Origin of the sequence: Clostridium coskatii (assembly GCF_001675205.1) — a bacterium.
GTDB lineage: Bacteria > Bacillota > Clostridia > Clostridiales > Clostridiaceae > Clostridium_B > Clostridium_B ljungdahlii.
In genome coordinates this window covers 75,046-90,556 of the sequence record NZ_LROR01000037.1, presented here as the reverse complement: position 1 = coordinate 90,556, position 15,511 = coordinate 75,046, and the positions used below count along the sequence as shown (strand labels likewise).

Annotated in this window: 13 protein-coding genes and 1 riboswitch; of the genes, 10 read left to right on the top strand and 3 right to left on the bottom strand. The window is 31.3% G+C overall.

The features are described 5' to 3' along the window. Window positions 1-100 precede the first annotated feature (100 nt). Window positions 101-1,285, top strand: a complete 1,185-nt coding sequence (locus CLCOS_RS06925) for a pyridoxal phosphate-dependent aminotransferase (protein ID WP_013237147.1) — start codon at window positions 101-103, stop codon at window positions 1,283-1,285. A gap of 717 nt (window positions 1,286-2,002) precedes the next feature. On the opposite strand, the gene CLCOS_RS06920 is transcribed toward CLCOS_RS06925, so the two are convergent. Beyond that, window positions 2,003-2,764, bottom strand: coding sequence for a LysM peptidoglycan-binding domain-containing protein (locus CLCOS_RS06920; RefSeq protein ID WP_063600338.1), 762 nt, complete (start codon window positions 2,762-2,764; stop codon window positions 2,003-2,005). 7 nt (window positions 2,765-2,771) lie between these two features. After that, a riboswitch (cyclic di-AMP (ydaO/yuaA leader) is annotated at window positions 2,772-2,907 on the bottom strand. A gap of 455 nt (window positions 2,908-3,362) precedes the next feature. Here CLCOS_RS06920 and CLCOS_RS06915 point away from each other — a divergent pair. Next, window positions 3,363-4,526, top strand: a complete 1,164-nt coding sequence (locus CLCOS_RS06915) for a DUF116 domain-containing protein (RefSeq protein ID WP_063600339.1) — start codon at window positions 3,363-3,365, stop codon at window positions 4,524-4,526. 19 nt (window positions 4,527-4,545) lie between these two features. Here the strand turns inward: CLCOS_RS06915 and CLCOS_RS06910 are convergent, their stop codons facing one another. Continuing rightward, window positions 4,546-6,003 (bottom strand): MDR family MFS transporter, encoded by a 1,458-nt coding sequence (locus CLCOS_RS06910; RefSeq protein ID WP_063600340.1) that lies wholly within the window; start codon window positions 6,001-6,003, stop codon window positions 4,546-4,548. A 162-nt stretch (window positions 6,004-6,165) separates the two neighbouring features. Further along, the gene (locus tag CLCOS_RS06905) at window positions 6,166-6,615 is read right to left on the bottom strand and encodes a MarR family winged helix-turn-helix transcriptional regulator (protein ID WP_013237151.1); all 450 of its coding nucleotides are present in this window, start codon (window positions 6,613-6,615) and stop codon (window positions 6,166-6,168) included. A gap of 320 nt (window positions 6,616-6,935) precedes the next feature. On the opposite strand from CLCOS_RS06905, the gene CLCOS_RS06900 reads away from it, so the two are divergent. From CLCOS_RS06900 to CLCOS_RS06865, 8 genes are all read left to right on the top strand, one after another. After that, complete coding sequence (locus tag CLCOS_RS06900) at window positions 6,936-7,298, top strand: DUF2089 domain-containing protein (RefSeq protein ID WP_013237152.1); 363 nt, start codon at window positions 6,936-6,938, stop codon at window positions 7,296-7,298. Window positions 7,299-7,323: 25 nt separating this feature from the next. Beyond that, the gene (locus CLCOS_RS06895) at window positions 7,324-7,713 is read left to right on the top strand and encodes an SHOCT-like domain-containing protein (protein WP_063600341.1); all 390 of its coding nucleotides are present in this window, start codon (window positions 7,324-7,326) and stop codon (window positions 7,711-7,713) included. Window positions 7,714-7,725: 12 nt separating this feature from the next. Then, the gene (locus CLCOS_RS06890) at window positions 7,726-7,977 is read left to right on the top strand and encodes a hypothetical protein (protein ID WP_063600342.1); all 252 of its coding nucleotides are present in this window, start codon (window positions 7,726-7,728) and stop codon (window positions 7,975-7,977) included. 50 nt (window positions 7,978-8,027) lie between these two features. Beyond that, complete coding sequence (locus tag CLCOS_RS06885; protein ID WP_063600343.1) at window positions 8,028-9,299, top strand: MFS transporter; 1,272 nt, start codon at window positions 8,028-8,030, stop codon at window positions 9,297-9,299. Window positions 9,300-9,412: 113 nt separating this feature from the next. Continuing rightward, the gene (locus tag CLCOS_RS06880; RefSeq protein ID WP_063600344.1) at window positions 9,413-9,961 is read left to right on the top strand and encodes a hypothetical protein; all 549 of its coding nucleotides are present in this window, start codon (window positions 9,413-9,415) and stop codon (window positions 9,959-9,961) included. Between the two features lie 461 nt (window positions 9,962-10,422). Beyond that, the gene (locus tag CLCOS_RS06875) at window positions 10,423-11,826 is read left to right on the top strand and encodes an amino acid permease (RefSeq protein ID WP_063600345.1); all 1,404 of its coding nucleotides are present in this window, start codon (window positions 10,423-10,425) and stop codon (window positions 11,824-11,826) included. Window positions 11,827-11,882: 56 nt separating this feature from the next. Beyond that, window positions 11,883-13,292 carry an amino acid permease gene (locus CLCOS_RS06870; protein ID WP_063600346.1) on the top strand — a complete coding sequence of 470 codons (1,410 nt, stop codon included), beginning with the start codon at window positions 11,883-11,885 and terminating at the stop codon, window positions 13,290-13,292. Window positions 13,293-13,764: 472 nt separating this feature from the next. Further along, window positions 13,765-15,477, top strand: coding sequence for a methyl-accepting chemotaxis protein (locus CLCOS_RS06865; protein ID WP_063600347.1), 1,713 nt, complete (start codon window positions 13,765-13,767; stop codon window positions 15,475-15,477). Window positions 15,478-15,511 lie beyond the last annotated feature (34 nt).

Genomic DNA, 15,511 nt, shown 5'->3' with positions numbered 1-15,511 from the left:
AGTTTTTATGGTGTTGAAATTTGTCACTACATGCTTTGTATAAGTTAACTTTGAATTTTGAGAATCTATAATTACGAATTGAAAAAAGGGGGCAATTTTTATGATATCCAATAAAATGAAAGAACACGTATCTAAAAGTTCTATAATAAGGGCTATGTTTGAAGAAGGAAAGAGACTAGCTTCAATTTATGGGGAAGAAAATGTATTTGACTTTAGTTTGGGAAATCCAAATGTAGAACCGCCAGAGGCTATAAAAAAGGCAGTAAATGAAATCATATCCGAGGAATCTCCCAATATGGTTCATGGTTACATGAGCAATTCGGGTTATGAGGATGTAAGGGCTAAAATTGCAGAAAACATAAATAAAAAATACAATTTGAAGCTTACTGAAAATAACTTGGTAATGACTTGTGGTGCAGCAGGAGGACTTAATATAATTTTCAAAACCCTTTTAAATCCAAGAGATGAAGTTATTACATTTTCACCTTTCTTTGGGGAATATGAGAATTATGTAGATAACTTTGGTGGAAAGCTTGTAATAGTACCTTCAGATACAGAAACTTTTGAGCCAGATTTAAATGCATTGGAGCAATCTATAAATGCTAAAACAAAGGCAATAATCATAAATTCACCAAACAATCCTACAGGAATAATTTATTCAGAAAAGCTTATTAAAGATTTATCACAGCTTTTAGACAAGAAACAGGAACAACTTGGTACTAGTATATACTTAATTTCAGATGAACCCTACAGGGAAATAGCATATGATGGAGTAAAGGTTCCATACATATTGAATTATTATAGAAATTCTATTGTAGGCTATTCTTATAGCAAATCCCTTTCGCTCCCGGGTGAGAGAATAGGATATGTAGTTTGCAGTAGTGATATGGATGATTTTAAAGATGTAATGCCTGCCCTTAATGTGGCAAATAGAATTTTAGGTTTTGTAAATGCACCATCTTTATTTCAAAGGGTAATTGCAAAATGTTTGGATTCAAGCGTAGATATGAATATATATAAGAAGAACAGAGACTTACTATACAATCATCTTGTTAAAATAGGATTTTCTTGTGTTAAACCTGAAGGTGCTTTTTATTTATTTCCTAAGTCATTAATTGCTGATGACGTTGAATTTGCAAAGGAAGCAAAGAAATTTAACCTGCTAATAGTTCCAGGTTCATCCTTTAAATGCCCTGGTCACTTTAGACTTTCCTATTGCATTTCTTACGATAAAATAGAAAAATCTTTAGACAGTTTTGATAAGCTTGCAAAGAAATACCTCTAGAATAGAGTATCTAACTAAAAAATCAACTTATACTCTGGATATTTTTTACAAACTTCAGCTCGTTAAATATTTTGATAAGTCTAAGAAAAAAATTCTAAAAAAGCTAAGAACTTTTGAAAACTCGTACCTCAGACAATTCAAAAGTTCTAAGTTTTTATGAATTTTTTTCTAAGACTTATATGCAAAATATTTAAAAGAGCTTCGTTATTGTAAAAATATGCCTACGTATAAGTTGATTTTTAAGTTATAAATCCATATATAGATGGATAACTCTATAATTAAGTTTATCCAAATTGCCAGTTTCATTTAAATGATAAAGTTATAAATTCAACTAAGATTTATAATTAGTAATTTTGAGTAATTATAGTTTAGCTTTAAACTTTACGATCCATAAATCGTTAACTCTAGAACGTAGCCCTTCTAAATTGCTAATTGGGTTTTAAATTCTACCATTTATATTGAGATATCCTAGTTTGAAATTTGAACTTATACCAGAAAATAATGCTGACAAAATTGAAGCACACTTAAAAACTTTTTTTATAAGTCTTAGTGAGGTATTTTAGAAAATCTTAGAAGCTTATATATGTCTGAGGTACGAGTTTATATAAGCTTCTTTAGATTTTCAAAATACCGAACTTTAGACCTATAAAAAGTTTTTAGTATGATGAAATTTGTCAGCATATGAACTGGTATAAGTGGAATTTCAATCTAGAAATTCTAATATGTGAATACCAGTTTCCCAACTCTTAAAGCAATTGGTTTTGACCAGAGCCAAGTATTTGTAGTGGAATCATCAAAATAATAAATAGCACCTTTTGTTGGATCAGAACCATATAATGCTTCTAAAGCAGCCTTTCTAGAACTATCAGAAGCAGGTTTGTTTATCCATCCATTTAATACTGGAGTAAATTGATAATATCCATTGGATACTTGGTATATTACACCTTTTAATGTAGATGGAAACTGAGGACTTTGAACTCTATTTATAACTGAAGCAGCTACAGCTACTTTAGCTGTGTAAGGTTCACTTTCTGCTTCAGCAGTTACAAGTCTTGCAAGCAAATCTACTTCGCTGTCAGTACAGGAAATTATATATTTTGAAGAGGTTGTCCCATTAAAAACATAACCTGCAGGAATATTTAGCACTTGTCCAGGGTAGATATAACTGCTTACATTACTATTGGCAGCAATTAAAGTGTCAACAGATATGCCAAATTTTTTTGCTATCAAGTAAAGTGTGTCAGAGGCTTGTACAGTATAGGTCTTTGAATTAACATATAGAGCTTGACCTGGATATATGCTATTTCCACTTAAGCCATTATCATTAATAATTGTAGTTGCAGTTGTTTTAAATAATACTCCTATTTTAAATAGAGAGTCACCAGGTTTTACAGTGTAACTAGCTGCATGTACTTGAGTAAAAGATAATGTGCATAGAAATGCGGCAAATAACATTGTCCTGATTTTTTTAAAATTCATAAATATAGATCCCCCTTAATTTTGCCTGCGAGGTTAGTTGACGGGTTCGGGATTGGGATACCCCTACTTTTTAGTAAAAAGATTCACCCCAAAAAATAATTATCCCCCGCATCTCATTCCTGAGATTTAGGCTTGTCTATGTTTGCTATTCTAACAGTATTTCCAGAGTATATCCATATTAAATAGATGGGACTATTGACATAAAAAAACTTAAACATAAATTTAATACTTCTATAGAAGAAATTGCTGCAATAGTAATTTTTCACTGCCAATTGTCAACTGCTTTGAAACCTAACTCAACTTTCACAGTTAAAAAACTTGGGAAGCAATTTTTTTAAAGAACAAAGTTTAAAGTTCAAATATCAAATAAGGGTAAATTTCTTCCTAATGTCAGAAAATATTAAGATTGTAGATTTCCTGAGGTACGAAGGAAACCATCTTTATCTGTTCTTTGTTATTTGGACTTTGTTATCTTCAAAAGCTTTGATCTACAAAATTTTGATAATAAGTTAAAAATTCATAACATGACTTCTCGTTATTAAAAGTGATAATATAGTTGTATAAGTAAAATTCAAATGTGATTAAATAGGAGAATATTATGGAAAATTGTATAACCTATTTTCTTAGAGATGAATCTAAAAATTCAAACGAATACTACAGGTGTATATCCAATTTTTCAAATGAAGTTATCGAAAAAATTGAAATCGAAGCAAATAATATAATAGAAAATTTTATAAATTTTATTAAGAATAATAGCATAGAAGAACTTAGAAGTAGGGAAGAGTATGAACTTGAATTCTTAATCATTGGAGTTTTGTGGAAAACCTATATAGCAAAAGCTTTAAATGCAGATAGACTGTCCTTGAATCTTTTAAAACTTCTATTTAATTTGAGGACAAAATCGAAATTTTTAAGAAAAAGTGTGGACAATTTAAGGGGAAGGCTTGCTTGTAAATATCTTTTAAAGAAAGAAGTGGAGCCTTCTTCTGTATCTTATGATGAAAGTGACTTTGAAAAATTACTACTTTGGTTAACTGCTTCAGGGGAATTCAAATATGAATGTAAGAGAATGAACACATGGCTGCTATTTTTAAAAAATAGCAGTGAAGAATATATTATAAAAGTAAGCAAGTGTGCCTTTAAAATATCACTGTGGTTTGAAAAAAGATCTATGGAGGTACTTGGAGTATATACTCCAAATGTACAAAAATTTTTAAACACCAACTATAGGTTATACGGAATAAGAGAGGATAATGTTTTCTGTGGTAGAAAGGAAGTTGAGTACCATCTAAATATGGTGGGAGCAGAGATATTAAGTAAGGCATTTAGAAAGTTATTTGTTAAAACAAAGGAAAGAAAAGTACTCCTTCCTGCTTGCATTTGCTTGAAACCGGAGGGGGTATGCAAGAGAAAAAGGGTCAAAGATGGTTTCTTGTGTAGAAATTGTTCTAAAAGCTGCAGGGTAAATGAGCTTACGAAGCTTGGCAAATCCCATAGCTTTCAGGTATTAATTGTCCCCCACGAAACTGATGCCTTTTCAAATGCAAAAAATATTAGATATGGAGATGTGGGCGTTGTAGGAGTAGCTTGTGTACTCAACCTAATAGAAGGTGGGCTGAAGGCTAGAAGCCTAAACCTTGTCCCACAATGTGTTATCCTTGATTATTGCGGATGCAAAAGTCATTGGGATAACAATGGAATACAGACGGATATCAACTGCAAAAAGTTGTTTGAAATTTTGCAAGTTGCCGAAAATATATGATATTCTTTATATAAAGCTATCAGGCTCTGCTGCTTTTAGATTTTTTACTAATAGCATTATTTGCTATAAATAAAGATAAAATTAGGGCAATAACAAGAACGAAAGTTTCAATCGTAAAAGCGTGCTTTACTCCGAATACTAAACTTAAAGCTTGACTCTTTGCATTAGATGGATTGCCTGCAGCAAATAAGTATTTTTTTTGGGATGCACTCATTATAGCAACAAATAAAGAAGTTCCAAATGCTCCTGCTATTTGCTGTAAGGTGTTCATTATGGCAGTTCCATGAGGATAGTATTTTGGAGATAATTGATTTAAACTATTGGTTTGTACAGGAGTATTTATAAGTCCAACAGCTATTAGAGATAAACAATGGAGCACAATAATAACAGGAATAGTTATACTCATAGATATGCAGCGTGAAAGTAAAAAGAATGTAATAGTTGATATTGCATATCCAGGTATAATTAATGCTTTAGGACCAAATTTGTCATATAAATGACCTGAAATTGGTGATATAATTCCGTTTATAAATCCACCAGGTAACATTAAAAGACCAGCAGTAAATGCAGCTAAACCCAGGGCACCTTCAAGAAACATTGGTAAAATAAGCATAGTAGCAAAGTTAATCATGTGCATAATTATCATAAGTATACAGCCAAGGCTAAACATAGATTCTTTAAATGGATGCATGTCCAGCATAGGTTCACTCATGTGTAATTGATGTAGTACAAATATGGCTAATGCTATACAAGAAATAATAATAGGAGCTGCTATTAAATATGTATAAGAGCTTCCAATATTACTAACACCGTATATAAATCCACCGAATCCTATAGTAGACAGTACAATTGATAAAAAATCTATAGGTGGTTTTGTAAGTTCTGTTACATTTTCAACATATTTGTAGCCTAAAGCTAAAGATATAACTGAAAAGGGTAATATTATAAAGAACAACCATCTCCAGTTGAGAGATTGAATAATTAAACCAGAAAGAGTTGGTCCAATAGCTGGTGCACAAAACATTACAAGATTAAATATACCAAGGGCTTTTCCACGTTTTTCTATAGGGTTTATAATCAATAAAGTGTTTACTATATTTGGTATTAAAATACCAGTTCCAATAGCCTGAATTAGTCGGCCTACTAGTAAAATTGAAAAAGCTGTAGAGAAACCACTTATAACTGTTCCAACCAAAAATATGGTTACAGAGGTTAGAAATAGCTGTCTTGTTGTAAAACTTTGAATAAGCAATGCAGAAACAGGAATTGCTATTCCCATAATGAGCATGTATCCTGTACTCAGCCATTGTACGGTATTTGCAGATATACTAAATTGGACCATTAAATTTTTTAATGCCATATTTAGTAAAGTTTCATTTAACATACACAAAAACCCTGCCATGATTAGGGCAATAGTTATTGGTACTACATTATAATTCCTTTGTTGATAATTTGACTCTTCCAAACGTTCTTCCATAAAATTTCCTCCTAGTTAATAATTAAATTAGTCATTTGCACAGCTGTGCAGATATTAGAATATATAAAAATCCTCCACTATGAAAAATACATTGTTACAATACAAAATAAAAATCATAATAGAGGAGGGTTAACCATGTTTTTATAAAAGGTAAATAGCTTATTATTTTTTGCTAATTTTCTTCTCTTCTATAGATATGTTTTTTTCAAATTTATTTAAAGTATCTATAAACAAATCTAATTGATCTTTTGAAATTTCATTTGTAATGTTTGTAAATAAGTGTTCAATGAATGGATATACTTCCTGTTTTAATTTTTTACCTTCAGGTGTAACGTAAATTAAAAATGAGCGCCTGTCTTCAGTACTTTTTTTGCGTATTACTAGTTTTTTTCTTTCAAGAATATCTAGTATTCGAACTAAAGTTGCCTGATCTTTGTCAACCTTTTTAGCTAGCTGTTTTTGGTTGACACCGTCTTCTTCTGTTAAAGACAATAATACTGACCACTGTTCTGTGGTTATATTATATTTCTTAAGATTTAAAGATAAAAATCTTAAAATTTTTCTATTAATAGAGTTTATATACATACCAATGGACTTATCAAGAGAACTCATAGCTTTTTGCCTCCTAAAATATATGATGTAGATATAATTAATTTACATATAGTTAGTATACTAATAATATGCTAGACTATTAAAAATGTCAAGCAAATTTTAACTTTGAGTATTTCTAAAAGGCTAGAATGTTATTAAATGTAAGAATATATCTGCATATAATCTGATTTTTAAGTTAGAAAGCACATTATTTAATTTTACAAATATAAAACTTAATAATATTAATATATAAATAAATTAATATTAAAATATTTAATATTAATATTGATTTATTTAATTTACAGTGGTATATTATAAACATGGAAAAGGAGAGTGGTAATTTGACATATAAAATTATTAGCAAATGTCCTGTTTGTTCTTCTAAACTTTTAATTTCAAAGATAAAATGCCCTAAATGTAATACTGTAATTGAAAATGATTTTGAAATGTCAAAGTTTGAATATCTTACAGACAGCCAACTGAAATTTATAGAAGTTTTCTTGAAAAACAGAGGGAACATAAAGGATGTAGAAAAAGAACTAGGAATATCCTACCCTACTGTGAGGGCAAAGCTAGATGAGGTTATAACAGCACTTGGATATAATGTGGCAAAAACCAACACTGTGGATAAAAAGAAAGTAGTAGATATGCTTGATAAAGGTGAGATAACTGCAGATCAAGCCATTAAAATGTTAAATGAATAAATATATTGAAAAGGAGAAATAAAAAATGAATGAGGAAATATCAAAAATTTTGAAAATGGTGGAAGAAGGAAAAATTACCTCTGACAAAGCTCAGGAGCTTATTGAAGCACTAAACGATAAAAATACTTCTCTGGACGTTAGCAGCAATGTTTTAAATGACGATGACATTATAAATAAAATGCTTAAAATAAAAGTTATTTCCCATGATGGAGATAATGTAAATGTGAATTTACCTATTAGATTTGTAAAGACCATGCTTAAAACTATAGGAAAAATTCCTATACCAGAAAGTGCAAAATGTATGGAAAATTTGGATTTGAGTGTTATTGCAGAAGCAATAGACAATGGACTTTCAGGAAAGATAGTAGACGTAAAAAGTGCAAATGGTGACATAGTGGAAGTTAGCATAGAGTAAAGGAGAAAACTTATGAGGGTTCACATCAAGTCAGGTAAAATTAGATTCGTAATACCTTGCCCTATAGCTTTTCTAAAGTTTGGACTTTCTATTGCAGGATCTTCCTTTATACAAAAGTATATTCCTGAGAAGGATAAAAAATATGTAAAGATGATTGATTTTAAGAAACTTTCAAAGTGTATGGACATTTTAAAAGCATACAGAGGATTAAAACTTGTTGAAGTAAAATCCAGGGATGGTAGCTATGTTGCCATAATTGTATAGACAAAGTTCACAATATTTCAAATATTATATTAATTAAGTAGGCGATAGAAATGAAAAATAATAAAAATTTACTATTTTATATGCTGGGAAGGTTTATATCTTATATTGGAACGGGAATACAGCAGGTAGCGATACCACTGTATATATTGGATATAACTCATTCTGGAATTATGATGGGTATATTTTCAGCAGTTAACTTTATTCCTAATGTTATAACTTTACCTTTTGCAGGTATTTTAGGGGATAGGAAAAATAGAAAAAATATTATGGTAGTAACGGACTTTGGAAGAGGAATTTTAGTATTAGCTTTAGGAATTTTAGTTGCTGAAAAAAATTTAAGTATCTATATGCTGTTTTTACTACAGGCCTTCATTTCAATTATGGATGGAATCTTTTTAGCTTCATCTACGGCAATTCTTCCAGAGCTTGTTTGTGAAGATGAACTTATGAAAGCAACTTCCTTAAGAGGAGGAAGTGATGCAATTTCTATGATTATAGGGCCTGCACTTGGAGGTATAATATATGGGCTTGCTGGTATGAAGATAGTATTTGGTCTAAATGGTTTATCTTTTATAATGTCAGCAGTATGCTCTATGCTTATAATTTATAAAAATATAGATATAGAAAAAGGAAAAATAACTGTAAAATCTTTTTTTACAGAAAATGGAGAGGTAATAGGCTTTATAAGGAAGAGTAGAGCTTTAATGCAGTTAACTATATTTTTTATGGTAGCTAATTTACTTGTAGCTCCTTTTGCAGATATAGTACTCCCTTTTGTATTGAAAAAATGTATAGGATTTGGTTCACAGCAGTATGGGTATTTAATTTCGTTCTTTACTTTAGGTATACTTTTAGGAAATATAGCCCTTGGAACTTACTTAAATAAATTTAGTACAAAGACAATTATAAGGAGGGCACTTATATTTGAAGCAGGTGTATTTTTCATATTTGCATTTTCCTTGTATCCAGCTTCAGTAAGATATTTTGGAGGACACGGTTTAAAGTTATTTGCAATTTTGGGCATTGTAACATTTTTAATAGGTTTATCTAATTCAGGAATCAATACTCCTATGAATGTAAATTTACAAAAGATGGTTCCAAATGAAATGCGTTCAAGGTTTTTTGCAATACTAGGTGTATTTTGTCAGGGAGCTATTCCTTTAGGGGCAATTATATATGGATTTGTTCTAGATAAATTTCCTTACTATTATATACTCCTTACCATAGTACTAATATTTTCTCTTGTAACTGCAATTTTTATGATAAAGGCAGATCCAGAAGCTTATGAACCTGAGATACCAAAAAATCTTGAGAAAGCATGATAGAAATGATGTAGCAGAATTGAATATTTTTAATAATATATAGTATACAAGCTTTTAATTCGTAGTTGAAGCCCTTTGTTTTTATGCTACATAAAAACAAAGGAGGTGTTATTTTGAAAAAGGAATATTCTCATTCTAAATTCCATGATGTTGAATTAAAAGATTGTAAATATTTAGGAAAAGGCCATAGCGGCATGGTTTATCTTATGCCAGATGGAAAAGTCCTTAAAATATTTAAAAGTTCAACTAGCTGCAAAGCTGAATTTGATATATTAAAATCTGTAGAAGGAAGTCCCCATTTTCCCAAGGCTTATGAATTGGGAGATCATTATATGATAAGAGAATATGTAGGTGGAATGAATGTGTATGATTATATAAAAAAATATGGATTGAACAAATCCTTTGTACTAAAGGTAGTAGATTTAGTTGATCATATGAAAAAGCTAGGATTTACGAAATTAGAAGTTAGATTTCCACACCTATTTGTTCAAGAAGATGGTACGCTCATGTTGATAGACCCGAGAAAAAGTTATGAAGAATATATACCTTATCCTAAGTCCTTTTTTAGGAAACTTAAAAATATGGGACTTCTAGATAAGTTTGTACAAATATTAGAAGAAGAAAGAAAAGGTTTGAAATGGATAGAATATATTAAAAGATAAGTAGAAAATGAGAGAGATTGCAGTTAAAATTGATTAACTGCAATCTTTTATATTTAAAATGATTTTTTATAATGTATTTTAAATAAATATGAATAAAACAATGTATTTATTTAAAATACATTGTTTTAAAAATGAATACTTTATTGTAATAATATGCATTTTATATTGAAATTAGGCATTTTATAAGGTATAATGAATAATGTATAAATTATATAAGGGCATGTAGGTTTGAGTAATTACACCAACTGCATGCCCTTTTGCAATATGGTATATTTTTATGCATTTCATAAAAATAAATGAAATTTATCTGACGGCTATCTACTGTAACGCTCAAACTTCTATCAAAGTGGGAGCTAACAGTAGCTACGCCCCTAGATAATTCATCTAAACTTAGTGGAAGAAACAACCTCCCACTAAGTAAGATTCATTGATACTTTAAACATTAATAAAGGGGGCATTTTATGAACATTTTTAAGAAAAAGTCGCTTGAACAACTTAGAGATAGTGTAAAAAAGACAGGTTTGAAGAAAAATCTTAAAGCAACAGATATAGCGGCTTTAGGAATTGGGGCTGTTGTTGGAGTTGGAATTTTTGTAGCAACTGGTGAGGGAGCTCATGCAGCTGGTCCAGGAATCATACTTTCATTTTTCTTATGTGGAATAGTAGCTTGTCTTTGTGGCTTATGTTATTGTGAACTTGCTACCATGTTTCCAGTAGCAGGAAGTACCTATTCTTATGCTTATATAGCATTTGGAGAATTTGTGGCAATGATTATTGGATGGTGTTTAACTGCTGAATATTTAGTTGCAGTTAGTGCAGTTGCGTCTGGATGGTCTGGAACCTTTAGAGGTATTTTGCAAAATGTAGGGGTTACACTGCCTCATGCTATTAGTGCATCTCCAGCCAAGGGCGGAATAATAGATTTGCCAGCTGTTTTTATAATATTAGTATTAGCTTGTCTTTTGTACTATGGAATGCAGGAAAGTGCAAAAGTTAATAATATTATCGTTGGTGTGAAAGTATTTGTAATACTCTTATTTATTTTTCTTGGAGTATCTCATATAAAGCCATCTAATTATACACCTTTTATGCCTTTTGGATGGAAAGGGGTTTTTACAGGGGCAAGTACAGTCTTCTTCTCATATATAGGATTTGATTCTATTTCAACTGCAGCAGAGGAAGCTAGAAACCCTAAAAAAGATGTATCACGTGGAATTATAATGTGTCTTATAGTAGTTAGTATACTGTATATTTCCGTTGCAGTTGTACTTACTGGAATGGTTCCGTTTAAGGAAATAGTTTCAGAAAATGCTGTGCCTGCTGCACTTGCAAGGGTTGGCATTAACTGGGGATCAGCACTTGTAGGTGTTGGAGCTATTCTTGGAATGATTTCCACTATGATAGCTATGCTTTATGGTCAGATTAGAATATTTATGGTTATGTCTAGAGATGGATTACTCCCTAAAGCATTTTCAAAAATCCACAGCGTACATAAAACTCCATATATTTCTACTATACTAACAGGTGTTATAGCTGCCATAATAGCTGGGCTCTTACCTCTTGATATTATTGTAGAGTTTTTGAGTATAGGTACATTACTGAGTTTTGCAGTTGTATCTATAGGTGTTATTTATTTGAGAAAGGCAATGTCTGATATAGAAAGAAAGTTTAAATGCCCGGGAGTGCCTTTTACACCAGTAATAACTGTATTGTGCTGCATTGTACTTTTGGCATCAATGCGTGCAATAACCTGGATAGGATTTTGTGTATGGCTTGCTATAGGTATAGTGTTTTACTTTATTTATGGAAGAACCCATAGTGTTGTTCAAAATGAAAATTTGGACGAAAGTTCCCATAGCGCATAATTAAATTTTAATACCTATTTATATTGCATTTTAAATGCACAAGGATGAGGAAACTTATGAATATTTTTAAAAAGAAACCCATTGATCAATTGATGGATAGTGTAAAAAAAACAGATTTAAAGAGAAATCTTAAAGCAAGGGATATAGCAGCACTCGGAATTGGAGCTGTTGTCGGAGTTGGAATTTTTGTAGCAACTGGAGAAGGAGCTCATGCAGCTGGCCCTGCAATTATACTTTCATTTATTTTAGCTGGTATAGTGGCTTGTCTATGCGGCCTGTGTTACTGTGAACTTGTAACTATGTTCCCAGTAGCAGGAAGTACCTATTCTTATGCTTATATAGCATTTGGAGAATTTGTGGCAATGATTATTGGATGGTGTTTAACTGCTGAATATTCAGTTGCAGCTAGTGCAGTTGCATCTGGATGGTCTGGAACATTTAGAGGAATTTTGCAATCTGTGGGAATTACACTTCCCCAGGCAATTAGTGCATCTCCATCTAAAGGTGGGATAATAGATCTGCCGGCTGTTCTTATAATATTAATTTTAACAGGGCTTCTATGTTATGGAATGAGTGAAAGTGCAAAAGTAAATGATATTATTGTTGGTGTGAAAATATTTATAATACTTCTTTTTATAGTTTTAGGATTATCACACATACATATAGCTAATTATAAACCTTTCATGCCTTATAGTTGGAAGGGTGTTTTTACAGGAGCAAGTACAGTATTTTTCTCTTTTTTAGGATTTGATGCAATTGCTACATCTGCAGAAGAAGCAGAAGATCCTAAAAAAGGTGTATCAAGGGGAATTATACTATGCCTTATAGTTGTTTGTTTCCTTTATGTTTCAGTAGCAGCGGTGCTTACGGGAATTGTACCTTATAAAGAGATAATTTCAGAAAATGCCCTGCCTGCTGCACTCCAAAGAATTGGAATAAACTGGGGATCAGCTCTTGTAGGAGTTGGGGCTATTCTTGGAATGATTTCCACCATGATTGCTGTTTTATATGGACAAGTTAGGGTATTTATGGTTATGTCTAGAGATGGGTTAATTCCTAAGGCTTTTTGCAAGATACACAAAACCCATAAAACTCCATACATTGCTACAATAATAGCAGGCAGTATAGCTGCTGCTATAGCAGGATTTTTACCTCTTGATATTATTATGGAATTTGTAAGTATAGGTACATTATTGAGCTTTATGGTTGTGTCTGCTGGAGTTATATATCTTAGAAAAGCTATGCCAGAAATTGAAAGAAGATTTAAATGCCCGGGAGTACCCTTTACGCCTATAGTAACTATATTGTGTTGTTTGGCCCTTTTGGTATCTATGCGTGCAATAACCTGGATAGGATTTTGCGTATGGCTTGTTATAGGTATAGTGGTGTACTTTACTTATGGAAGATTTCACAGCGTTGTTCAAAAAGAGGAACCACAAGCTTTTCGCAAATTAAATAGTAAGTAACAACTTTCACGTATATAAAATTTTGACTTAATATAAAAACTTTGCGAAGCAAAGCTTTTGAAAATAACAAAGTTCAAATAACAAAGAACAGATAAAGATGATTTCCCTCGTACCTCAGGAAATCTATAATTTTAATATTTTCTGACGTTAGGAAGAAAATTATCCTTATTTGATATTTGAACTTTGAACTTTGTTCTTTAAAAATATTGTTTCGCAATATTTTTAAACTGCGAAAGTTGAGTTAACAAATAGAAGAGCCTACGGCTACTTACAAATAAAGTAGCCGTAGGCTATTTTATTTGCAAGTTAAATGGTTAAAATTAAGAAGTGTACAATTAATATGAAATAAAGGAAACAAAGCAGGTATAGCCCCTTTATTTTAATAAAAACTTAGTGCAAAAATTTCGATATATTATGATATAATTAGATAAATAATATTAGTACTTATACATATAGATGGGAGGATTATTATATGAAATGGTTTTCAAACATAAAAATTTTAAAAAAATTGTTAACATCATTTATCATTGTATCACTGCTTGCAGGTATACTGGGAATGATATCTATTATCAAGATGGGAAAAATAAATGGAAACTTAGATAATATATATAATGTAGATTTGAAGGGGACAAACAATCTTCAACAATTAAAGACGAATGTAATGGCAATTAGAGGAGATATGCTTATAACTACTGATCCTGCAAATAAGAGTGACTTAAAAGCTATAACAAATGAAATTAGTAGTTTAAAAGATAAAAATAATAAACTAATATCAGATTATAAAGCTACTATCAAGACTTCTGAAGATAAGCAGCTGTTTGCACAATTTGAACAAAATTTAGAAAGTTGGAGAAATTCCCGTGAAAATGTTATTAGTTTAGTTCAGCAGGGAAATTATGAAGTCGCAAAAGAGCAATTTGCTAAGTCAGAAGCTTATAGAGTAAAAATGGTTACAGTACTCGATAAAGATATAAATTTAAATATGAAAACCGCTGAAGCCGATTATAAAGACAGTATGAATCAGTACAAAGCTTCTTTTAGCATGATGGTTGGCGGAATTATTATAAGTATAGTTTGTTCTGTTTTACTTGGATTTATTGTTGCAAAGGATATTAATACTCCAATTTTAAAAATTAAAAAATTTGCAAATGAATTTGCTGAATTTGATTTTTCTTCACCTATAGAAATGTCCAGAAAAGATGAATTAGGAGAAGCTGCCTTAGCACTTAACAAAGGGCAAAAGAATATAACTGATTTAATTAGAACAATTATGGCAAGCTCTGATGAAATGAGCAGTTCTAGTGAAGAATTATCTGCAACTGCAGAAGAGCTTTCAGCAAAGTCTGAAGATATGGATAATTCAGTGAAAGTTGTAGTAAGCAATGTAGAGGAAACAAGTGCGGCGTTTGAAGAGATAACTGCATCTGTAGAAGAAGTAGATTCAAGTGTAAATGAATTGTCTGCAAAAGCTGTAGATGGAAGTAGTAAAGCAAATGAATCCAAAAAAAATGCTGTTGCTGTACAAAGTAAAGGAAAAACAGCTATAGAAACAACACAGGAATTATATAAGCAAAAGAGAGAAAATATGGTAAAAGCTATTGAAGATGGAAAAGTAGTAGAAGAAATAAGAGAAATGGCAGAAACTATTGCAGGAATAGCGGATCAAACCAATTTACTTGCACTTAATGCAGCTATAGAGGCAGCCAGCGCAGGTGAGCATGGGAAAGGTTTTGCAGTAGTGGCAGAAGAAGTAAGAGAACTTGCAGAACAATCTGCGGAATCAGTTGCAGGAATTCAAGAGACTATTGTAAAAGTACAGGATGCATTTAAAAATCTTTCTGCAAGTGGCCAGCAGGTATTGGCATTTATCAATGAAAAGGTAAATCCAGAATTTAAAGCATTTGGTGATATGGGAAAGCGATATTATGATGATTCTGAATTTGTAAGTAAGATGTCAGAAGAAATAGCTGCTATGTCAGAACAACTTACTGCTATTATAGGGCAAGTAAATGAAACAACACAAAGTGTAGCATCTAGTGCACAAAAATCTTCAGAAAGTTCAAATTCTATACAGCAGAGCATTGGGGAAAATGTAAAAGCTGTAAATCAGATAGCTATTACAGCACAAAATCAAGCAGAAATAGCTCAGAATTTAAACGAATTAGTTCAGAAATTTAAAATTTAAATGTAAAAGTAAGTCAGTTCTACTTCAAAAGAGG

Bases quoted from the DNA above. Each gene is read 5' to 3' on its own strand.
- CLCOS_RS06925 (WP_013237147.1), top strand. From the start codon at position 101: ATGATATCCAATAAAATGAAAGAACACGTATCTAAAAGTTCTATAATA.
- CLCOS_RS06920 (WP_063600338.1), bottom strand. From the start codon at position 2,764: ATGAATTTTAAAAAAATCAGGACAATGTTATTTGCCGCATTTCTATGC.
- CLCOS_RS06915 (WP_063600339.1), top strand. From the start codon at position 3,363: ATGGAAAATTGTATAACCTATTTTCTTAGAGATGAATCTAAAAATTCA.
- CLCOS_RS06910 (WP_063600340.1), bottom strand. From the start codon at position 6,003: ATGGAAGAACGTTTGGAAGAGTCAAATTATCAACAAAGGAATTATAAT.
- CLCOS_RS06905 (WP_013237151.1), bottom strand. From the start codon at position 6,615: ATGAGTTCTCTTGATAAGTCCATTGGTATGTATATAAACTCTATTAAT.
- CLCOS_RS06895 (WP_063600341.1), top strand. From the start codon at position 7,324: ATGAATGAGGAAATATCAAAAATTTTGAAAATGGTGGAAGAAGGAAAA.
- CLCOS_RS06890 (WP_063600342.1), top strand. From the start codon at position 7,726: ATGAGGGTTCACATCAAGTCAGGTAAAATTAGATTCGTAATACCTTGC.
- CLCOS_RS06885 (WP_063600343.1), top strand. From the start codon at position 8,028: ATGAAAAATAATAAAAATTTACTATTTTATATGCTGGGAAGGTTTATA.
- CLCOS_RS06875 (WP_063600345.1), top strand. From the start codon at position 10,423: ATGAACATTTTTAAGAAAAAGTCGCTTGAACAACTTAGAGATAGTGTA.
- CLCOS_RS06870 (WP_063600346.1), top strand. From the start codon at position 11,883: ATGAATATTTTTAAAAAGAAACCCATTGATCAATTGATGGATAGTGTA.
- CLCOS_RS06865 (WP_063600347.1), top strand. From the start codon at position 13,765: ATGAAATGGTTTTCAAACATAAAAATTTTAAAAAAATTGTTAACATCA.